Annotated in this window: 19 protein-coding genes; 7 read left to right on the top strand and 12 right to left on the bottom strand. The window is 66.8% G+C overall.

Annotated features, from left to right (window positions below; translation table 11 throughout):
• Window positions 1–50 precede the first annotated feature (50 nt).
• Window positions 51–1892, top strand: coding sequence for a dihydroxy-acid dehydratase (ilvD, locus tag H7347_RS06580; RefSeq protein WP_186337333.1), 1842 nt, complete (start codon window positions 51–53; stop codon window positions 1890–1892).
• A 26-nt stretch (window positions 1893–1918) separates the two neighbouring features.
• Window positions 1919–3172: a glycosyltransferase family 87 protein gene (locus H7347_RS06575; protein ID WP_152822497.1), complete on the top strand. Its 1254-nt coding sequence runs from the start codon at window positions 1919–1921 to the stop codon at window positions 3170–3172.
• Here the strand turns inward: H7347_RS06575 and H7347_RS06570 are convergent.
• From H7347_RS06570 to H7347_RS06540, 7 genes are all read right to left on the bottom strand, one after another.
• Complete coding sequence (locus H7347_RS06570; protein ID WP_152822495.1) at window positions 3156–4115, bottom strand: DoxX family protein; 960 nt, start codon at window positions 4113–4115, stop codon at window positions 3156–3158. The two genes, H7347_RS06575 and H7347_RS06570, sit on opposite strands and share 17 nt — an antisense overlap.
• A gap of 51 nt (window positions 4116–4166) precedes the next feature.
• Window positions 4167–4850 carry an HNH endonuclease family protein gene (locus tag H7347_RS06565; protein ID WP_152822493.1) on the bottom strand — a complete coding sequence of 228 codons (684 nt, stop codon included), beginning with the start codon at window positions 4848–4850 and terminating at the stop codon, window positions 4167–4169.
• A gap of 128 nt (window positions 4851–4978) precedes the next feature.
• Entirely contained in the window at window positions 4979–6046 is a 1068-nt protein-coding gene (gene mgrA / locus H7347_RS06560; protein ID WP_370513930.1) for an L-glyceraldehyde 3-phosphate reductase, read from the bottom strand.
• Window positions 6047–6065: 19 nt separating this feature from the next.
• The gene (locus H7347_RS06555) at window positions 6066–7361 is read right to left on the bottom strand and encodes a hypothetical protein (RefSeq protein ID WP_370513929.1); all 1296 of its coding nucleotides are present in this window, start codon (window positions 7359–7361) and stop codon (window positions 6066–6068) included.
• Between the two features lie 148 nt (window positions 7362–7509).
• Window positions 7510–9018 carry an Asp-tRNA(Asn)/Glu-tRNA(Gln) amidotransferase subunit GatB gene (gene gatB, locus H7347_RS06550; protein WP_152822490.1) on the bottom strand — a complete coding sequence of 503 codons (1509 nt, stop codon included), beginning with the start codon at window positions 9016–9018 and terminating at the stop codon, window positions 7510–7512.
• Between the two features lie 32 nt (window positions 9019–9050).
• Window positions 9051–10064: a bile acid:sodium symporter family protein gene (locus tag H7347_RS06545; RefSeq protein ID WP_152822487.1), complete on the bottom strand. Its 1014-nt coding sequence runs from the start codon at window positions 10062–10064 to the stop codon at window positions 9051–9053.
• A gap of 74 nt (window positions 10065–10138) precedes the next feature.
• Entirely contained in the window at window positions 10139–11170 is a 1032-nt protein-coding gene (locus H7347_RS06540) for a 6-phosphofructokinase (protein ID WP_186337332.1), read from the bottom strand.
• Window positions 11171–11227: 57 nt separating this feature from the next.
• On the opposite strand from H7347_RS06540, the gene H7347_RS06535 reads away from it, so the two are divergent.
• Window positions 11228–11551: a hypothetical protein gene (locus H7347_RS06535; protein ID WP_152822482.1), complete on the top strand. Its 324-nt coding sequence runs from the start codon at window positions 11228–11230 to the stop codon at window positions 11549–11551.
• On the opposite strand, the gene gatA is transcribed toward H7347_RS06535, so the two are convergent.
• The gene (gene gatA / locus H7347_RS06530) at window positions 11548–13032 is read right to left on the bottom strand and encodes an Asp-tRNA(Asn)/Glu-tRNA(Gln) amidotransferase subunit GatA (RefSeq protein ID WP_152822478.1); all 1485 of its coding nucleotides are present in this window, start codon (window positions 13030–13032) and stop codon (window positions 11548–11550) included. The genes H7347_RS06535 and gatA overlap by 4 nt on opposite strands.
• A 3-nt stretch (window positions 13033–13035) precedes the next feature.
• Window positions 13036–13329 carry an Asp-tRNA(Asn)/Glu-tRNA(Gln) amidotransferase subunit GatC gene (gene gatC / locus H7347_RS06525; RefSeq protein WP_186337331.1) on the bottom strand — a complete coding sequence of 98 codons (294 nt, stop codon included), beginning with the start codon at window positions 13327–13329 and terminating at the stop codon, window positions 13036–13038.
• 173 nt (window positions 13330–13502) lie between these two features.
• Between gatC and H7347_RS06520 the strand changes: the two genes are divergently transcribed.
• Window positions 13503–14174, top strand: coding sequence for an amino acid-binding ACT domain protein (locus tag H7347_RS06520; RefSeq protein WP_186337330.1), 672 nt, complete (start codon window positions 13503–13505; stop codon window positions 14172–14174).
• A 14-nt stretch (window positions 14175–14188) separates the two neighbouring features.
• Here the strand turns inward: H7347_RS06520 and ligA are convergent, their stop codons facing one another.
• Window positions 14189–16276, bottom strand: coding sequence for an NAD-dependent DNA ligase LigA (gene ligA, locus H7347_RS06515; protein WP_370513933.1), 2088 nt, complete (start codon window positions 16274–16276; stop codon window positions 14189–14191).
• A 29-nt stretch (window positions 16277–16305) separates the two neighbouring features.
• Here ligA and H7347_RS06510 point away from each other — a divergent pair, with 29 nt between their 5' ends.
• The 3 genes from H7347_RS06510 (at window position 16306) to H7347_RS06500 (ending at window position 17779) form a co-directional block, all read left to right on the top strand.
• A complete protein-coding gene (locus tag H7347_RS06510; RefSeq protein ID WP_152822475.1) occupies window positions 16306–16977 on the top strand; it encodes a 3'-5' exonuclease in 672 nt (223 codons plus the stop codon).
• Between the two features lie 103 nt (window positions 16978–17080).
• Window positions 17081–17467: a hypothetical protein gene (locus tag H7347_RS06505; protein WP_152822472.1), complete on the top strand. Its 387-nt coding sequence runs from the start codon at window positions 17081–17083 to the stop codon at window positions 17465–17467.
• Window positions 17468–17554: 87 nt separating this feature from the next.
• Window positions 17555–17779: a heavy-metal-associated domain-containing protein gene (locus H7347_RS06500; protein WP_152822469.1), complete on the top strand. Its 225-nt coding sequence runs from the start codon at window positions 17555–17557 to the stop codon at window positions 17777–17779.
• On the opposite strand, the gene H7347_RS06495 is transcribed toward H7347_RS06500, so the two are convergent.
• On the bottom strand, window positions 17749–18642 hold the full coding sequence (locus H7347_RS06495; RefSeq protein ID WP_152822466.1) for a hypothetical protein: 894 nt from the start codon (window positions 18640–18642) through the stop codon (window positions 17749–17751). The genes H7347_RS06500 and H7347_RS06495 overlap by 31 nt on opposite strands.
• Window positions 18642–19724 (bottom strand): tRNA 2-thiouridine(34) synthase MnmA, encoded by a 1083-nt coding sequence (gene mnmA / locus H7347_RS06490; protein WP_152822463.1) that lies wholly within the window; start codon window positions 19722–19724, stop codon window positions 18642–18644. The genes H7347_RS06495 and mnmA overlap by 1 nt, the downstream gene beginning before the upstream one ends.
• Window positions 19725–19934 lie beyond the last annotated feature (210 nt).

Here is a 19934-nt window from a genome sequence, read left to right as displayed (position 1 = left end):
TGCGTGGCACCCACAGTGATAACGCAGTTTCCCAGCAAGAGGAGTTTCCCGTGATCCCGCTGCGATCTAAGGTCACCACCGTCGGCCGCAACGCCTCCGGCGCACGCGCCCTCTGGCGCGCCACCGGCACCAAGGAACACGAGTTCGGCAAGCCCATCGTGGCCATCGTGAACTCATACACCCAGTTCGTCCCCGGCCACGTGCACCTAAAAAACGTGGGCGACGTGGTGGCCGAGGCGGTACGCGCCGCCGGCGGTGTGCCCAAGGAGTTCAACACCATCGCCGTCGACGACGGCATCGCCATGGGTCATGGCGGCATGCTGTATTCCCTGCCCAGCCGGGAGATCATCGCCGACTCTGTGGAATACATGGTCAACGCCCACACCGCGGACGCCATGGTGTGTATCTCCAACTGCGATAAGATCACCCCCGGCATGCTCAACGCCGCCATGCGGCTGAACATCCCGGCGATCTTTGTCTCCGGCGGCCCCATGGAAGCTGGCAAGGCCGTGGTCATCGACGGCGTAGCGCACCCGCCCACCGACCTCATCACCACTATCACTGCCTCGGCCAACGAGAACGTCTCCGACGCCGGGCTCGCCACCATGGAAAGCATTGCCTGCCCCACCTGCGGTTCCTGCTCCGGCATGTTCACCGCCAACTCCATGAACTGCCTCACCGAGGCCCTGGGGCTTTCCCTCCCCGGCAACGGCACCACCCTGGCCACGCACACCGCGCGCCGCGCCCTTTTCGAGAAGGCCGGAGCCATGATCGTGGACATGTGCCAGCGCTACTACGGACAAGGCGATGAGTCCGTGCTCCCGCGCAGCATCGCCACCAAGCAGGCCTTCCACAACGCGATGGCCCTCGACATGGCGATGGGCGGCTCCACCAACACCGTCCTGCACACCCTCGCCGCCGCCCAAGAAGGCGAGGTGGATTTCACGCTGGAGGACATCGACGAGCTCTCCTACCGCATCCCCTGTGTCTCCAAGGTCTCCCCGAACTCCGATTATCACATCGAGGACGTCCACCGCGCTGGCGGTATCCCGGCGATCCTCGGGGAGCTGCGCCGGGCCGGGCTGTTGGAAAAAGACGTGCACACCGCCCTTTACGGCTCCGTGGACGAATGGCTCGATGACTGGGACGTGCGCGGCGGCAAGGCCACCGACGCCGCCGTGGAACTCTTCCATGCTGCACCCGGTGGGGTGCGCACAACCGAGGCATTCTCCCAGTCCAATCGCTGGGATAGCCTGGATACGGATGCGGAAAACGGCTGCATCCGGGACGTCGCCCACGCCTACACCGCCGACGGCGGCCTGGTGATCCTACGCGGCAACCTCGCCCCCGACGGCGCGGTGATCAAGTCCGCCGGCATCGACGAGGAGCTTTGGCACTTCTCTGGCCCCGCGCGCGTGGTGGACAGCCAGGAGCAGGCGGTATCGGCCATCCTCACGCGCCAGGTGCAACCCGGCGAGGTGGTGGTGATCCGCTACGAGGGTCCCGCGGGTGGGCCGGGGATGCAGGAGATGCTGCACCCCACCTCCTTCCTCAAGGGCGCAGGCCTGGGCAAAAAGTGCGCGCTCATCACCGACGGGCGCTTCTCCGGCGGCACCTCCGGGCTGTCCGTGGGGCATATGTCCCCCGAGGCCGCCCACGGCGGACTGATCGGTCTGGTGGAAAACGGCGACACCATCACCATCGACGTGCATACGCGCCGACTCACCCTCGACGTCCCCGAGGAGGTTATTGAACAGCGCCGCACTGCCATGGAGGCCCGCGAGAAGCCGTGGACCCCGCTGGACCGAAAGCGCACGGTGTCCAAAGCGCTACGCGCCTACGCCTCTATGGCCACCTCCGCGGACAAAGGGGCCGTACGTCAAGTGGATTAGGCATAAGCGGTAAGATGGCCGCCATTATGCCTTCGCAGCTCTCACCATCGAGCCCCGCCCTGCGCCCTCTCTTTGGCCTCCTCGGCCTCGTGCTAGGGCTGGTCGCCACGGCGCGCCACTGCGCCGCCACGGATTTCCCCATTGACATGGTGGTCTACCGGGAGGGGGTATGGGCCTTCTTCCAGGGGCGCGAGGTGTACTCGGTGCCCATGATGGCGGGCGACGTCGCACTCCCCTTCATCTATCCGCCCTTCGGTGCCCTGGCCCTCGCTCCATTTTCCCATCCTGCCCTGAGCCACAACCTCGCGGGCGACGCGATGCTGATCCTCTCCAACGGCCTGCTGTTGCTCTGCCTGATCCTCGTGGCGCGTGCCGTGTTGCCCGCCTCCGCGGCCTCGTGGCGCATGCCGCTCAGCACGCTGGCCTGGGCCGTCACCCTCTACTGGGAACCGGTGGAGCTCAACAATAGCTTCGCACAGATCAACATCGTCGTCATGACCCTGGTGGTACTCGATCTGGTTCCCCGGCGCCGCCTGGTACCTCAGGGCTGGCTCATCGGCCTGGCCACCGCGATTAAGATCACCCCCGCCGCCATGCTGCTGTATTTTGCGCTGCGCAGGGACGCCCGGGCCCTCATCACTGCCGCTCTTTCCGCGCTGGCCGCCACCGTGCTGGCTGCCCTGGTGCGGTGGGACGCCACCAAGGAATACTTCGGCTCCGTGCTCCTGGGCATGGGCTCCGGGGCCGACTTCGGGGTCGATCCCAGCTACACCTCCAATAGCTCTTTGCAGGCCATGATCATCCGCTGGTCGCCCACCCCGGACTGGGCTGACGCCCACCATGGCCTGCTCATCGCGCTATGGGCCTGCTGCGTCCTCCTGGTGATCGCGGCAGGAGCCCGGCTCATGCGCCGCCTCATCGCCGCCGATCACCCCACGGAGGCCTGGCTGATCGGCGCGCTCGTTATGCTACTGATCTCCCCCGTCTCCTGGTCGCACCACTGGGTGTGGCTCACCCTCATCCTCCCGGTGGCCGCCTGGCACCTGTGTGCTTCCCCCCTGCGCCACCGCTGGCCCCTCGGCGTTGTCACCGGCACCTGGGTCCTCATGGTGGTCACCCGCCCGCCCAAGTGGTGGTTTGGCGACGGCATCGGCTACGAGGAGCTCTCCCTTACCCAGCGCTTCGTGGTCTCCGACTACGTCTGGATGGCGCTGCTCTTTTTCCTGGTGGTGGCTCTGGCGCAGCCCCCGGCCACCGGCACCGCTACGCCAGCGGATTAACCCCCGCGCCGAACCACCACAGGCCCCCCAGACCGACGACCGCCAGCACTAGGCTCACCCAAGCGCTGACCAGGGGACGGCGCGCCCAGCCTTGGGAGAAATCGAGACCGTAACGACCAGGGCCCGTCAGTTGCAGGGCTACCGAGGCCACACCAAGGATCACACAGAGCCACACGCTCTCTGGCCAGGAAAAGACATCCAGGCCCACGTGGGCGTGGGCAAGGGCATCGGCCGCCATGAAGCCCGTGATCACGGTGGCCAATGCCGCAAACAGCGGGGTGATCAACCCCAGAAGCACGAAGACCCCGGCGGCGAGACCTGCGGCCGGAATCCCCACGGCGAGCGCATGAGAGGCCGCGTAGGGCGCGTATTGCTCCTCCAAACCCGAGAGCCCAGCGGAACCTCCCAGGTGGAAAAACGCGCTCAGGGACTGCACGATCAACCATCCGCCGAGCCCCAGGCGCACAAGCAGCAGCCCCAAATCCAGGGTGCCACGGCGAGCCTCGGCGGGCTCCCGCTCCTCCTCCTGCGCCACGACGGGGGCCGCCGCACCGGCGTAGGCGGGAGCGACGGCCGGGGCATCCTCGGTTATCACCGAGGCGGAAGGCGCCTCCGCCGTATCTCTGTCCTCTTTTTTCGCCTCCGCCTCGATCTTCGGGGCCGCGAGCGTGGTGGGAGCATCGGACAGCAGCGGCGCGCTGCGGTCTTCTTTCTTCTTGTCGCCCTTGTCGTCGGCGCTCCCCCCCTCGGCGGCGGGCAAAACGGGTTCGTCAGGCTGCGCCTTACCCTCCACCACGGCGCGCGGAGGGATCTCTTGGGGAGCCGCGCGACCTACCTTCTTGTAGGGGTCGGTGGGATGATCGGCCGGATCGAAGGTGGGGATGTCCAGATCGTCTGCGTCGGCCTTATCGGCCCGGTCTGGCGTCGAGGAATCGTGACTCATGTTTGCCAGGATAGCCAGACCCTGGGACCCCGCCCACCCTGGCGCGCCGATCTAGGCCGGGCATCGAGAAAGCAGATCGCGCAGCACGTCTTTTTCCGCCTGGGTTACCCACAACCCGTAGCGCTGCTTGACCGCCACTTGACGGCGTGCGTACTCGCACCGAAAAGCCTTATTCGGCGGCAACCATGTCGCGGCATCCCCCGCCTTCTTCTGCCCATTAAGCCCCCCGTCCACCGCCAGGAGGTTCAAGGGATCGTTGGCCAGATTGCGCCGGGTGTCCTCATCGAGTTGTTGAGCTCCCTTGGCCCAGGCGTCCCCAAGGGCCACCACGTGATCTATCTGTACGGCCCGCGAGGTGGTAGCCCCACGCAGGAAGTCGATCGTGTGCCCCGAATACGGGTCGTGGAGAACCCCCGAAGCTACCACGCAATCGCGAGTCCCCGGCTTGAACACCACATCGGTGAGGTCCCGGCGCAGAATGTCATTGCGGGTATCGCAACCGTTATGACCGCCCTCAACCTCCACGTCATCGGACCAGGCTTGACCAAAGGTCTCGCGAGAATACCCGGTCATGGGCGCGCGCCCCTTCACAGTCAAGGATTCAAGCTGGACATCATCGACGTATTCCGGTGCGGGGGGCGCAGGATCCCGGGGTTGCTCGCCGGGGCCGTAATAGGTCACACCGGCGAAGCACAGGAGGCACACCACGACGGCGGTGCGCAGTTTCTTCATCATGCCATTCACGCTAACAAGCGCTCGGGACAACCCGTATCGAACGCTAGTACCGGTGCCCCCACACGACCGTCAAAGGTGTCCCTCCTCCTTGTCCGCGCCATCGCGCTAAGAACTGCACCGCCGTTCGCCTAGCCGCGCTTGGAGGCCGTGGCCCCGGCCCAAATATTAATGCCAGCGTCGCGGGCGGTCGCATCGATGGCCTTCAACTCCTCCTCGGAGAAGTGTAGGTTGCCCAGTGCATCCAGGTTCGCGTCAAGCTGCGCGACAGAGGAAGCACCCACCAGGGCGGAGCTGACCTCGGGGCGGCGCAGCACCCAGGCGATCGCCATCTGCGCCAGGGATTGCCCGCGTGCGGCGGCAATCTCATTCAAGGCCCGCACCATCTCCAGATTCTGCTCCGAGAGCATGGATTCCTGGAAGGATTTCTTTCCCGAGGCCGCGCGGGAATCCGGGGGAACCCCATGGAGGTAGCGGTCGGTCAGCAGCCCCTGAGCCAGGGGCGAAAAGGCGATCACCCCTAAACCGCTCTCCGCGGCGGTTTCCAGCAGGGATTGCCCGCTGCGCTGCCCCGGCTCCTCCACCCAGCGATTGAGGATGGAATAGCTGGGCTGATGGATCAGCAGCGGGCATCCCTCTTCCTCCATGATCTCGGCGGCGCGCTCGGTGAGCTCCGGTCCGTAGGAGGAGATCCCCACGTAGAGGGCCTTGCCGGAGACCACAATGTCGCGCAGCGCATACATGGTCTCCTCCAGCGGGGTATCGGGATCGGGGCGGTGGTGGTAAAAGATGTCCACATAATCCACTCTCAGGCGGCGCAACGAGCGATCCAGGGAGCTGACCAGATACTTACGCGATCCGCCAAAGCCGTAAGGACCGGGGTGCATATACCATCCGGCCTTGGAGGAGATAATCATCTCGTCACGATATCGCGCAAAGTCCTCGCGCAGGATCTTCCCGACGTTCTCCTCCGCGCTGCCTGCGGGCGGACCATAATTATTGGCCAGGTCGAAGTGGGTGATCCCTCGGTCAAAGGCGCGGCGCAGGATCGCGCGCTGGATGTCCAGCGGCTTGTCCTCGCCAAAGTTGTGCCACAGGCCCAGGGAGATCGCCGGGAGCCGTAGCCCCGAGCGACCCACCGGGCGATAGGGCATATCCTCATAGCGGTGCGGGTCAGGCTGATAGGTCATACCCACCACCCTACGCGGTGAAAGCCGACTACCGAGCGGCCTCGGCGCCGTGATCCTGTCCGGATTGCTCCGGCCCCTCGTAATCCACGGAATCGTCCTCGATGAGTTCCGTGGTCACCTCCTCCTCGATCGAGGTGGTCAGCACCTCGTCGGTGACGTTGGAATCCTGCGCGTGGCGCTCAAGCTCGCGGGCGTCGGCCCGGGAGAAGTCCTCGTCCGGATGCTCACGGTTATAGGTCAGCTCGCGAATGCGGTCGCGGCGAGCGACCTCTTCCTTAATCGTGGAGCGGTTCTTCACCCACCAGTACACCAGCATGCCCACCATCACGATGCCGGTATAGCCGATGGCCGGGTACACGTAGTTCATCAGCGCCTCGAAACCGAAGAAGCTGATGGCGTACCCGATCAGGCACAGCACCAGGTACACCGGCTTGTAGCGGGCGGGATTGCTGGCCGTCATACGCCGACCCAGGGCATAGAACATGCCGATGGCGGTATTAAAGATCATGGCGAAAATGATCAGCGCCATGATGAAGGCCAGCACCGAGGAGATGCTCTCATAGAGCGAGAGCATTGGCACGCTCGCGGTACCGACCTCCCGAAAGTTCAAGAAGAGCACCACGGCCGCCACCACCAGCAGCACCATGTAGGTCACCCCGCCCATCACGCCGCCGCGCACCACGGCGCGAGGATCGGAGTGGTTACCGCCGATGACCAGGCACATAGACACGCCCAGCAGGAGCGCCAGGCCGTTGTAATTCAGGGCGGACAGCCACCACGGGCTCACCGGGGAATCCACCTGCTGCGCCAGCTCGCTGAGCCCCTCGGTACTTCCCGGCAGGTTCGCCATCGTGTAGATAAACACCCCGATGACGGCAACGATGATGAGCGGGGTGATGCCGCCGATGATGCTGGACACCTTGTCCACGTCGAGCAGGCCCACGCCCATGACGATGAGCGTCATGATGCCGGAGCCGATCCACGAGGGAATACCAAACTGCTGCTCCAGGTTGGCTCCCGCACCGGCCAGCATGACGAAACCGATGGCGAACAAGGTGACCGTGACGCCAAAGTCCAGGATCTTCGACATCACCGGGTGGGCAACGTTGCGAAACACCATGTTGTGCTCGTCGGCCATGAAATAACTGCCCAGGCCCAGGATCACCGCGCCGGCGATCGTCATGATGATGCCGGACATCACCGCGCCGACGATACCGATGCTTCCGAAAGAAATGAAGTACTGAATGACCTCCGCCCCCGAGGCAAAGCCGGCTCCCACCAGCAGTCCCACGAAGGACAAAGCGATCGATATTGACTTCCTCACAGCAAGAAACAGCTCCTTAAAGCTTATCGACGTCCCCGCGCCACCGGGCCCAGCCGGGGCCGGCGCGCCTCCCCCGCGACGCACCCGCCGCCACGCGCCGGGGTATGAACGAGGTACCAGGGTAGCTGTTTCCAGACGAAAGCGACAGTTATGCCTGAAGTTTCCGCGCTATGAGTTCATTGACCTGCTGGGGGTCGGCCTTGCCGCGGGTGGCCTTCATCACCGCTCCGACGATGGCCCCGGTGACCTTCATATTGCCCGCCCTGTACTTCTCCACGATGTCCGGGTTGGCCGCCAGGGCCTCCTCCACCGCCGCTTCGATGGCGCCGTCATCGCGCACCACTTCCAGGCTGCGGGCGGCCACCACGGCATCCACGTCGCCCTCGCCGGCCAGCACCCCGTCGATCGCCTGTCGGGCCAGCTTATTGGTGAGCTTGCCCTCGCGCACCAGCTCGGCCACGCGCGCCACCTGACGCGGGGTCACGGGCAGAGATTCCAGCTCCACCCCGGCCTCGTTGGCCTTCTGGGAGAGGTAGGAGACCCACCAGGCGCGAGCCTCTTCGGCACTGGCGCCCACCTCGGTGGTCTCCACGATCCGATCCAGGGCACCAGCATTGACGAGGTCGCGCATCTCGGCGTCGGAAAGCCCCCATTCCCGCTGGATCCGGGCGCGGCGCACCCAGGGCAGCTCCGGCAGGGTGGCGCGGATGTCCTCCACCCACGCGCGCGGGGCGAGCACCGGGGGCAGGTCGGGATCGTTGAAGTAGCGGTAGTCCTCGGCCGTCTCCTTGGGGCGCCCCTTGGAGGTGGTGCCGTCGGACTCCTGGTAGTGGCGGGTCTCCTGCACGATCTCCTCGCCCGCCTCGATGGCGGCTGCCTGGCGCTGCATCTCGAAGCGCACGGCCTGCTCCACGGACTTCAACGAGTTAATGTTCTTGGTCTCCGTACGGGTGCCGAACTCCGTGGTACCCACGGGACGCAGGGAAAGGTTGGAGTCCACGCGCATAGAACCCTGATCCATGCGCGCATCAGAAACTCCCAGCGCCTTGACCAGATCGCGCAACGCGGACACGTAGGCCCGGGCCACCTCCGGGGCACGCGATCCGGCCCCCTCGATAGGCTTGGTGACGATCTCGATGAGGGGAATTCCCGCCCGATTGCAGTCCACCAGGGAGGCGGTGGCGCCGTGAATGCGGCCGTCGGCCCCACCCAGGTGGGTGAGCTTGCCGGTGTCCTCCTCCATGTGTGCACGCTCGATCTCGACGCGCCACTCGGTGCCATCGTCGAGTACCACGTCCAAGTAGCCGTCGTAGGCGATCGGCTCGTCATACTGGGAGATCTGATAGTTCTTGGGCTGATCGGGATAAAAATAGTTCTTGCGCGCAAAACGCGAGGACTCCGCGATCGAGCAGTTCAGCGCCAAACCGATCTTGATGGCCCACTCCACCCCCTTGGCATTGACCACCGGCAGCGCCCCCGGTAGGCCGAGGGAGACCGGATCGACGTTGGTGTTGGGCGCCGCCCCAAAGTGCGCGGAGGAGGAGGAAAACATCTTGGTTTCCGTGGCCAATTCCACGTGCACCTCAAGGCCCATTACCGGGTCAAACTTCTCCAGAACCTCGTCGTAATCCATCAGGTCATAGCTCGCGGCAGTCATAGCCCCACAGTCTAATGCTCCCCCGCCTTCCGTCACACCGCGGGCGGGACTTTCCTCACGTGGCCAGGTGCCCCCTGCCATCCGGCTCTCTTGTCTCTCACTCCGCACGCGGCCGCGAGCAGGGCACCGGAGACGTTGTGCCACACAGAAAAGACGGCGCCCGGTAGAGCGGATAGCGGATTCATGTACTGAGCGGCCAGGCTGGCGGCCAGGCCGGAATTTTGCATCCCTACCTCAATGCTCATGGTGCGACGCACCGGGATCGGCTGAGCGGTGATCCTGGCCGCCGCGTACCCCAGCAGGTAGCCCAGGGCGTTGTGGAATATCACCGCTACCAATACCATCAGGCCGGCGTCGAGGATCTTATCGCGCGAACCGGCCACCACGATCGCCACGATCAGCGCGATCACCCCCGCCGAGACCCACGGCAGCGCGGGCAGTACCCGCTCCACCGCCGACGCGCACAGCGCGCGCAACGTCAGGCCGCCAATCACGGGGATGAGCACCATCTGCACGATGGACAGCGCCATGGCAGAAGCCGAAAGCGGCATGTATGCCCCGGCCAACCAGAGCGTCAGCAGCGGGGTGAACACCGGGGCAAGCAGCGTGGACACCGAGGTCATGGCCACCGACAGCGCCACATCTCCGCGGGCGAGCAGGCACACCACGTTCGAACTGGTTCCTCCGGGCGCGCAGCCCACCAGGATCACCCCCGCCGCGATCCCCGCGGGAAGGTGCAAAACCCAGACCACCGCCACGGCCGCCAAGGGCATGATGACGTACTGTGCCGCCACCCCCAGCAGCACCGGCCAGGGGCGCGCCGCCACCAGAAGGAAGTCCGTCGGTCGCAGGCTCAGGCCCATCGCGAACATCACCAGGCCCAGCAGCCAGGTGGTGGCCCCGGAAAGGGCGGACACGGCGCCGGGGGCGGCGAAACCACACGCCCCACCACAAAACACCAACAGGGGAAAGCCCACCGCGGCGAGAAAATAGGCGCGAGGCTGACGGGCCTGCCCCGGGGAAGAAACGGCTGGAACATGCGGCATGGCGCCCTCCTTATACTGATGGTGCACATCCCCGCCGCAGGAGCGACGGGGGACACTTCATCCGGCTACGATGATTAGCCAAACATCGCCTGGGCGGTCTCGTAGCGGCGCAGGGGAACCTCCTTGAGCGTGCCCACGGCCTCGGCCAGGGGGATCATGGCGATGTTCTCGCCGTGCAGGGCCACCGTCTTGCCGAAGTGCCCCTCATGACAGGCGCGGGCCGCCCGCACGCCATAGCGGGTGGCCAGCACCCGGTCGAAGGAGGTGGGCGTGCCGCCGCGCTGAATATGGCCGAGCACCGTGGTACGCACGTCGTGGCCCAGGCGGGCGTGCACCTCGTCCGCGATCTGCTGGCCGATCCCGGTGAAGGTCTTGTGGCCGAACTGATCCACCTCGCCCTCGCGCAGCTCCATCGTGCCCTCGGCCGGCAGAGCCCCCTCGGCCACCACGATGATCCCGTACTTCTCCCCCATCTGGAAGCGGCGCTCCATCGCCTTGCACATGTCCGCGATGTCGAAGGGCACCTCGGGAATGACCGTATAGTGCGCGCCACCGGCCATGCCCGCGTGCAGGGCGATCCAGCCCACGTGGCGGCCCATCACCTCCACGATCATCACGCGATTGTGGGACTCCGCGGTGGTGTGGAGGCGATCGATGGCATCGGTGGCCACGGAGACCGCCGTGTCGAAGCCAAAGGTATAGTCGGTGCCATTGACATCGTTGTCGATCGTCTTGGGCACGCCGACGACCGGAATGCCGTTCTCCGAGAGCCACTTAGCGCCCTTGAGCGTTCCCTCGCCGCCGATGGGAATGAGCGCATCCACCCCGGCATCGGCAAGATTGGCCTTGATCCGATCCAGCCCCTCCTTGAACTTATCCGGGTGAAGACGGCCGGTGCCCAGGATGGTACCGCCGCGAAGCAGGATCTTATCGATGCGCTCGTCATCGTAGAGCTGCACCCGGCGATCCTCCATCAGGCCCACCCAGCCGTCCTCGTAACCAACAACCGTCGATCCGAACTCGGAGCTGGCCGTGCGCACGATGCCACGGATCACCGCGTTGAGGCCGGGACAGTCACCGCCGGAGGTAAGGGTCGCAATACGCATGCAGACCATTCTAGTAGCACGCCGACGCGGCCTCGAACCGCGCTAGGATGAGCGAGCATGGGAATGATCGAGATAAAGAACCCCCGCGAGGTCAATACCGCCGCGGTGACCGCCACCGGCCTCATCGGCGGCTGGCTTGCCGCCCGTGAAACCGGAATCCGCCCCCTGGGTGGCGCGCTGCTCGCCGCCGCCGGCGTGTGGGCCAGCCGCAGCTGGTGGGCCAAGACGAACCCCGCCACCACCGCCGCGCTGGCCGCCACCTACGTCGGCGCCTTTGGCGCCAGCCATCCGCTGGCAAAGAAGATCGGCCCCTGGCCGGCGGTGCTCGCCGTCACCGCCGCGGCCTCGGGTGCCGCACACCTGCTTTCCGACGCCCGCTAGGCCCGCCCGGTCTCGAAAGCCGCCCCCACCCGGTAGAGGCGGTCATCGGCAAACGCCGGGGCCATCAGCTGCAGGCCCACCGGAAGGTTAGTATCCTGAGCAAATCCGGAGGGCACCGACATGCCGCACAATCCGGCGAGGTTCAGCGGCAGGGTGCACAGATCGAAGTTGTACATCGCCAGCGGGTCGGCAGCCTTCTCCCCCAGCCTGAACGCCGTGGTGGGGGTGGTCGGGGAAGCCAGGATATCCACCTGCTCGTAGGCCCGGGCGAAGTCCTGGGCGATCAGGGTGCGCACGCGCTGCGCCTGGAGGTAATAGGCGTCGTAGTAGCCCACGGACAAGGCGTAGGTACCCAGGATGATGCGGCGCTTGACCTCCGGACCAAAGCCCTCGGCTCGGGTCAGCGCCATCACATCGTTGGCCGAGCGGGTGCCGTCGTCGCCCACCCGCTTGCCGTAGCGCATACCGTCGAAGCGAGCCAGGTTCGAGGACACCTCGCAGGGCAGGATGAGGTAGTAGGCGTTGAGGGCGTCGTCGAAGTGCGGGCAGTCCACCTCCACCAGCTCCGCGCCCTGGGATTCCAGCTGGCGCAGGGCCGCGTGGTAGTTCTCCATGACGCCGGGCTGCCAACCCTCGCGGTCGAACTGCTTGATCACGCCCACCGTGACCCCCTTGAGGTCTCCGGAGGCGCCCCGGCGCGCGGCCTCCACCACGGGGGCCACCGGCCTGTCCACGGAGGTGGCGTCGAAGCGATCGTGCCCGGCGATGACCTCGTGCAGCAGAGCGGTATCGAGCACGGTGCGCGCGCAGGGACCACCCTGGTCCAGGGAGGAGGCGCACGCGATGAGGCCGTAGCGCGAGACGGTGCCGTAGGTGGGCTTGACCCCCACGGTGTTCGTCAGCGCCGCGGGCTGGCGAATCGAGCCGCCGGTATCCGTGCCGATGCCCAGGGGGGCCTGGCCCGCGGCCAGGGCCGCCGAGGTTCCGCCGCCGGAGCCACCCGCGGTGCGATCCAGGTCGTAGGGGTTATGCGTGGGGCCGAAGGCGGAGTTCTCCGTGGAAGAACCCATGGCGAACTCGTCCAGGTTGGTCTTGCCCAGGATGGGAATACCGGCCTGGCGGATCTTGCGGGTCACTGTAGCGTCGTAGGGAGCGCGGTAGCCCTCCAGCATCCTCGAGGCCGCCGTGGTGGGGGCGTCGGTGGTGGTAAAGATGTCCTTCAGCGCCAGCGGCACGCCCGCCAGCGGAGAGGCCGGGGCCTCGCCCGCGTCCAGGGCCGCGTCCACGGCGTCGGCGGCCTCCAGGGCCTCCTGCGCGCCCACGTGGAGGAAGGCGTGCAGGGCGGCGTCGGTGGACTCGATGCGATCCAGGTGTGCCTCAGTGACCTCGCGGGAGCTGACCTCGCGGGAATGGATCTTAGCGGCCAGCTCGACCGCGCTCAGCGAGGTCAGGCCGTCCTCGGGCTTGATGTAGGTGGTCATGGATTACTCCCCCAGAATCTGCGGTACGACGAAACGCTGCTGCTCCACCTCGGGCGCCTGATCCAGGGCCTGCTCGGCGGTGAGCGTGGTCTCCTGAACGTCGGCGCGCATGGTGGTGCTGATGGAATGTGGGTGGCTCATGGGCTCCACGCCCTGCGCCGCGACCCGCTGCACACCGGATACGTTGGCGATGATGCCGTCGATCTGCTCGGCATATTGCGCCAATTCCTCCTCGCTGAGCGCAAGGCGGGCTAGTTGTGCGAGGTGCGCCACCTCGTCGCGCGAAATCTTAGGCACGCTCTCAAATCCTTCTTCGGCTCGTTCGTTCCAGACTCCCGCCCATGATAATGCACCCCGCGGCGCAGGAGGCCCCGGGCCGCGGAGCGACCATGAAAGGCTACCCTCACTCGTTGCACCCGCTACCATGTTGAGCGTACCCATCCACCGGATCGCTCGGAAGGCGAAGCCCCGTGCCCTACCTCATTCGTGTTCTCCTCCCGGATTCCCCGGGCAGCCTCAGCCTGCTCACCCAGGCTTTCGGGGCGATCGACGCCAACATCCAATCCGTGGACGTGGTGGAGTCCTTCCCCGACGGCACCGTGATGGACGACCTCGTCATCAGCCTGCCCACCGGCACCCTGGCCGACAACCTGATCTCCGCCGCGCAGTCCGTCGAAGGCGTGCTGGTGGATTCCATCCGCCCCTTCTCCGGCAGGGTGGACCGCCGCGGACAAATCGAAATGCTGGCCGACGTCGCCCGCCACGCCGCGAGCGTGGCCCCGGCGATGGAGGAGCTCGTGCGGGTGCTGCCGCGATCCATGACCTCCTCGTGGGCCATCGTGCTCGATACCGCCACCCCCGTGACCCGAGTGGCCGCCTCCCCCGGCGCGCCGGAAGACAATCGCAACAATCCCGAGGCCATCCCCGTGACCTCGGCGCGCACCCTCAACCCGGAGGCGGAGCAATGGGTGCCGGAGTCCTGGGCACTGCTCGACTCCGCCCTGGCCGCCGCGCCTCTGCCTGGCACCGACCTCGTGGTGATCGTGGGACGCGCCGGCGGACCGGATTTCCTCGCCAGCGAGGTCACCCACCTAGGCAACCTCGCTACGGTCTGCGGGGCGATCCTGGGCCGACGGCGCTAGCGAGGCGGCGGGGATCACCCCACCTCGTTCGCCGGGAGCTCTCCGCGCAACAGCGCGACGAACTCTTCCTCGTCGAGCACCGGCACCCCCAGCTGACGGGCCTTATCCTCCTTCGAACCTGCGTTGGCCCCGGCGACCACATAGGTGGTCCTCTTGGACACCGATCCCGCGGCCTTGCCACCGCGGGCGATAATAGCCTCCTTGGCCTCGTCGCGGCTACATCCCTCCAGGGTCCCGGTGACCACCACGGTCATCCCCGCCAGCACCTGCGCGGGCCGATCGCTCACTTCCTCACGCATGGTCACCCCGGCGGCGTCCCAGCGATCCACGATCCGCCGGTGCCAGCCCACCTCGCCCCAAGCCGCCACGGAAGCCGCGATGGCCGGGCCCACGCCCTCGATCTGTGCCAATTCCTCCACCGGTGCGCCCAGGATCACCCGCAGGTCCCCGTAGTGCCGCGCCAGGGCCCGGGCGGCGGTGGGCCCCACGTGCCGGATGGACAGCGCCACGAGCACCCGCCATAGATCGGCGCGGCGTGCCTGATCCAGGTTAGCGATGAGCTTGCGGCCGGAGGCATTGACCTCCCCCTTGGTGGTGGTGTACACCGCCGAGGCGCGCAGGTCCTCCTCGGTGAGATCGAAAAGGGTGGCCTCGTCCTCCAGCACCCCTGTGCGGATCAGATCCTCCGCACCCTTTTCCCCCAGCGCCTCGATATCGAAGGCTCCACGCCCGGCCAGATAGGTCAAACGCGCGGAGAGCTGCGCCGGGCAGCTGCGATGATTGGGGCAGCGCCAGTCCGCATCCTCTTCCTTCTGCGGGGCCAGGCGGGTGCCGCAGACCGGACACAGGGTGGGGAAGAGAAAGGCGCGCTCGGTGCCGTCGCGGCGCTCCGCCACCGGGCCCAGTACCTCGGGGATCACCTCACCGGCCTTGCGGATCACCACGGTATCTCCGATGAGCACGCCCTTGCGCTTGACCTCCGTCTGGTTGTGCAGGGTGGCCATCGCCACGCTGGAGCCGGCCACCGTGACCGGGCGCATGACGGCAAAGGGGGTCACCCGGCCCGTGCGGCCCACGCCCACGCGGATATCCAGCAGCTCGGTGGTCACCTCCTCCGGGGGGTACTTGTAGGCGATGGCCCAGCGGGGGGCGCGACTGGTAAAGCCGTACTGGCGCTGCTGATCGAAGGAATCCACCTTGATGACGAGGCCGTCCATCTCGTGCACGGCGTCGTGGCGGTGCTCCTCCCAATGGCGGACCTGCGCGTAGATCTCCTCCGGGCCATGCACCAGGCGGGTGTAGGGAGACACGGGCAGGCCCCAGCGACGCAGCGCCTCGTAGGCCTCGTGCTGGCTGGCGGGGGCAAAGCCCTCCCGCGCGCCGATGCCGTGGCAGATCATGCGCAGTCGGCGGGTGCGCACGTCCTCGACGTTTTTCTGGCGCAGCGAGCCGGCCGCCGCGTTGCGGGGGTTGGCAAAGGGCTTGCCCCCAGAAGCAACGCGCTGAGCATTGACCCGGGCGAAGTCCTCCACCGCGATAAAGACCTCCCCGCGGATCTCCACCATGTCGGGAATATCCTCACCGCGCAACCGATGGGGGATGTCCTCAATCACCCTGGCGTTGGCCGTGATGTCCTCGCCCACCGCACCGTCGCCGCGGGTGGCGGCGCGCACCAGGACGCCGCGCTCGTAGATCAGGTCGATGGAGAGACCGTCGATCTTGAGCTCCGTGAGGTACGCCTGCGCCGGGGTGCGCGCGCACCACTCCCCCAACTCCTCCGGGGAGAAGACGTTATCCAGGGAATACATCCGCTCCGGGTGCACCGCGTCCGCAAACGGCGAGGTCTCCGGGGATCGGGCACCCACCTGCTGGGTGGGTGAGTCCGGTACCGCCAGCTCCGGATGGGCGCGCTCTAGCTCTCGCAGGTGGAGCAGCAGGGCGTCATACTCCGCATCCGGGATGACCGGCTGCTCATTGTCGTAGAGCTCTCGGTGGCGGCGAATGTCCCGGGCCAGCTCCTCCCACTGTCGGCGCAACTGGGCCTGCTGTTGTTCGACGTCGGCGTTCGTCCCGGTGTTTTCACTCACGCTCACCGATTGTATCGACCCGTAGGCCACGTACTGTGGTGGGCATGAGTCACTTCGATCCCGGCGCGATGCTCTCCTTCGACCTGGAAACCACCTCGGCGGATCCCACCCAGGCACGCATCGTGACCTCCGCGATGGTGCGCATCGATGCCTCCGGTGCCAGCCCGATGGAACTGCTGGCCGACCCCGGGGTGGAGATCCCCGAAGCCGCGTACAAGGTGCACGGGATCAGTACGGACTATGCCCGTGAGCACGGCAAACCTCACGACGAGGTGCTGCGCACAACCGTGGAAGGCATCGAGAAGGGGTGGCGCGAGGGGCTGACGCTCATCGTGTTCAACGCCGCCTACGATCTCACGGTGTTGCGCCACCTCACCGGGGATTTCACCGTCACCGGTGCCGTGTTCGACCCCTTTGTCATCGACAAGCTCAAGGATCGTTACCGAAAAGGCAAAAGAACCCTCGGCGATATGGCGTCACACTACGGGGTGCGCATTGATAACGCCCACGAAGCCACCTCGGACGCCCTGGCGGCGGCCCGGATCGCGTGGAAACAAACAAAAATCTATCCTGAGCTGCGCGAGATGTCCGTCGAGGAGCTTATGGAGTTTCAGGCCGTGGGCTACTACGAGATGCAGACGGAGTTCCGAAGGTACCTGGAAAACCGGGATCGAGACGCCAGCGATGTGCACACTGCCTGGCCCATGCGCGGATGATAACCGCCCCGAGCGCGCGGGGGCGTAGCCTGATTTTTGTTCCCGGGCGAGGCGCGTATCCCGCACCCAACCGCCCACCGATCTAGTTCAAGGAGACCCGCTTATGCTCAGCACGCTTCTTTCCTCCGCCCTCTCCGGCCTGCTTGCCCTCAATCCCTTCCTGGCCCCGGCCGATCACATCCCGAACATCGCCTCGGGTTCCTCCTCCACCGATGCCGCCGCGACCGCCCCGAGCCAGGACAACGCTCGCCCGACCTTCATCCACGGCGGACAACTGGCCGTCAAGCGCGCGGTGTTCCAGGAGGAGCAGGCCGCTGGCCACAAGCTAGTCACCGTCACCTTCACCGGTGATCACTCCGCCACGATCCAGCAGGACGAGGCCTTCGATCCCGAGGCCGATGCCGCCGCGCTCGATCGCATCATCAAGGTGCTCAAGCTCAACGGTTACGAGAAGATCTCCATGCTCGCCGCCCCGCTGGTGGCCCAGTAAGTCACAGGGCAACGGCGGCGCGGCGATTTTCTCCGTCGCGCCGCTTCACTATGCCCCACATACCCCCGGTGGGTATATAGTGGAGACATGATCACCACCTACGATGTCACCGGAATGACCTGCTCCCACTGCGAAAATGCCGTGCGCGAGGAGGTCTCCGCCCTGCCCGGCGTGGAGGTCACCGAGGTCTGCGCTGTCCGGGGAACCCTGTCGGTGGAGACCGACGCCGCCCTGGACGAGGCTACCGACGCCGCCGTGCGCGCGGCCGTGGCGGAGGCTGGCTACCGCGCCAGCCGCAGCGCCGCGCGATAGGCGCGCGTGGCCTGCGCGAAGTCCTCGAACGGCCCTTCGGCCACCACGTCGATGGCCCCGTCGGTGGGGGAATACTCCTGCAAGATCCGGGGCAGCTCGCGGCACCCCGGCCCCACCCCTACCCCGAGGCGCAGCCCGGCGTCGAGATGCTCACCCAGGGCATCTATCAGCGCGGTGCCGCGCATGGCACCCGCCGAAAGTACCACCGTGCGCGCCCGGCTGCGCCGCACCGCGGCCCAGGGTGGGTTCTGAGCGCACAGATTCACCAGGATCTCCTCCCGGGTACCCTCGATCACCTCGTGCCAGCGCGCTCCCAGATCCTCCTGCGACACGGGGGCGATGCGGTCGAAATCGTGGGTGCCGGGGATAGCTCCGGCGGCTATGCGCGCCGCCAGCGGCTCATCGATCTGCACGATCACCTCGGCATCCATGCGGCGGGCCACCTCGCCGGCGTGCTCCGCGATGCCCTGGATCAGGGCCTCGGTGAGATCGCGCAGCGCCCCAGCGTCCGCGAACGCCCGATGTCCTCCGGGGGTCTCCAGGCCGGCCGCCAGGCTCCACGGGCCGAGCACCTGCACCTTGACCCGGCCCGGCGCGCCGGCCCATACCTCCTCGCACGCATCTACGTCGCGGCGCAGGCGATCGGACAGGCGGAGATTGCCGGGACGCAGCACCCAGCCACGGGGACCGCGATCCACGGGAATACCCGGCAGCAGCGCCGCGGTGCGCCCCACTGGGTGGGAATCCAGGCCGCGCCGGGGCAGCTGCGGCAGATGCACCAGGTCGCCGGTCTCGCCCAGCACCATGCTGGCGGCCTCGCGGATATCCACGCCGGGCAGCTCGCCCAAACCGTAGGCCCGCATCAACGTCGCGTCCCGCAGATGGTGCCCGAGCCCAGCACGATGTCTCCCGCCTCGTCCGGGAGGTAGAGCACGGCAGCCTGGCCGCGCGCCACGCCCAGCAGCGGCTCGCGCAGCTCCAGCGTCATCGAATCCGCCTCGCGATCCACCCGTGCCAGGCAATCCACCACGCCGCCGTGAGCGCGCACCTGCACCTGGCACTCCAGCGTGCCCGTCATCGCCGGATGCAGATACTTCAGGCGGTTCGCCTCGATCGCTCTCACGCTGAGATCCTCGCGCGGGCCCACCGTGACCGTGCCGGTGGCGGCATCGATATCGGTGACGTAGCGGGGTCGTCCGTCGGCGGCCGGGGTCTTAATGTCCAGGCCCCTACGCTGGCCGATGGTAAAGCCGTACACGCCCTCGTGCTGGCGCAGCGGCGTGCCCTCGCCGTCGACGATCATGCCGGGGCGTACCCCGATGCGCGATCCTAGGAAGGCGGTGGTATTGCCGTCCGGGATGAAGCAGATGTCGTAGGAATCCGGCTTGGTGGCCGTGGAAAAGCCGTGTGCGGCGGCCTCTCGCCGGATCTGCGGCTTGGGGGTATCGCCCACCGGGAACAGGCAGTGCTCGATCTCGTGGGCGCCCAGCACCCCCAGCACGTAGGACTGATCTTTGCGCGGATCCACCGCCCGGCGCAGGTAGCCGTCCGGGGTGATCCGGGCGTAGTGACCGGTGACCACGGCGTCAAAGCCCAGCGCGATTCCTCGCTCCAGGAGGGCCGCGAACTTGATCTTCTCGTTGCATCGCAGGCACGGATTAGGCGTTTCTCCGCGCACGTAGGAGTCCACGAAGTCCCCCATCACCTCTTCCTTGAAGCGATCGGAGAAATCCCACACGTAAAAGGGGATGCCGAGCTTGTCGCACACTCGGCGCGCGTCCGCGGAATCTTCCAGGGAGCAGCACCCTCGGGAGGATTCCCGCACCGCCTGCGGGTCCTGGGAGAGCGCAAGGTGCACCCCCACCACCTCGTGCCCGTCCGCCAAGGCCCGCGCGGCGGCCACGGAGGAATCCACTCCCCCGCTCATCGCGGCCAGTACCCGCATAACCCCGTGCCCCTTTCTCCCGCTGTCCTCGCTGTGCCGCGGCAGTCCGCGCGGGACGCCTCGGCCGATTCGAGGCCAGTGTAGCGTCCCCGCTTGCGGCGATGCGCATGGGCCACCAGCGCCCCCGCCTCCCCGCCACCCCCGCGGGTGAGCACACCGGCGGGGGTGGCGGGGAGGCGGTGTTAGTCTGAACCGAAGATTATCCGCCTG

Origin of the sequence: Corynebacterium sp. zg-331 (assembly GCF_014267345.1) — a bacterium.
GTDB lineage: Bacteria > Actinomycetota > Actinomycetes > Mycobacteriales > Mycobacteriaceae > Corynebacterium.
This window is presented reverse-complemented; position numbering and strand designations above follow the sequence as displayed.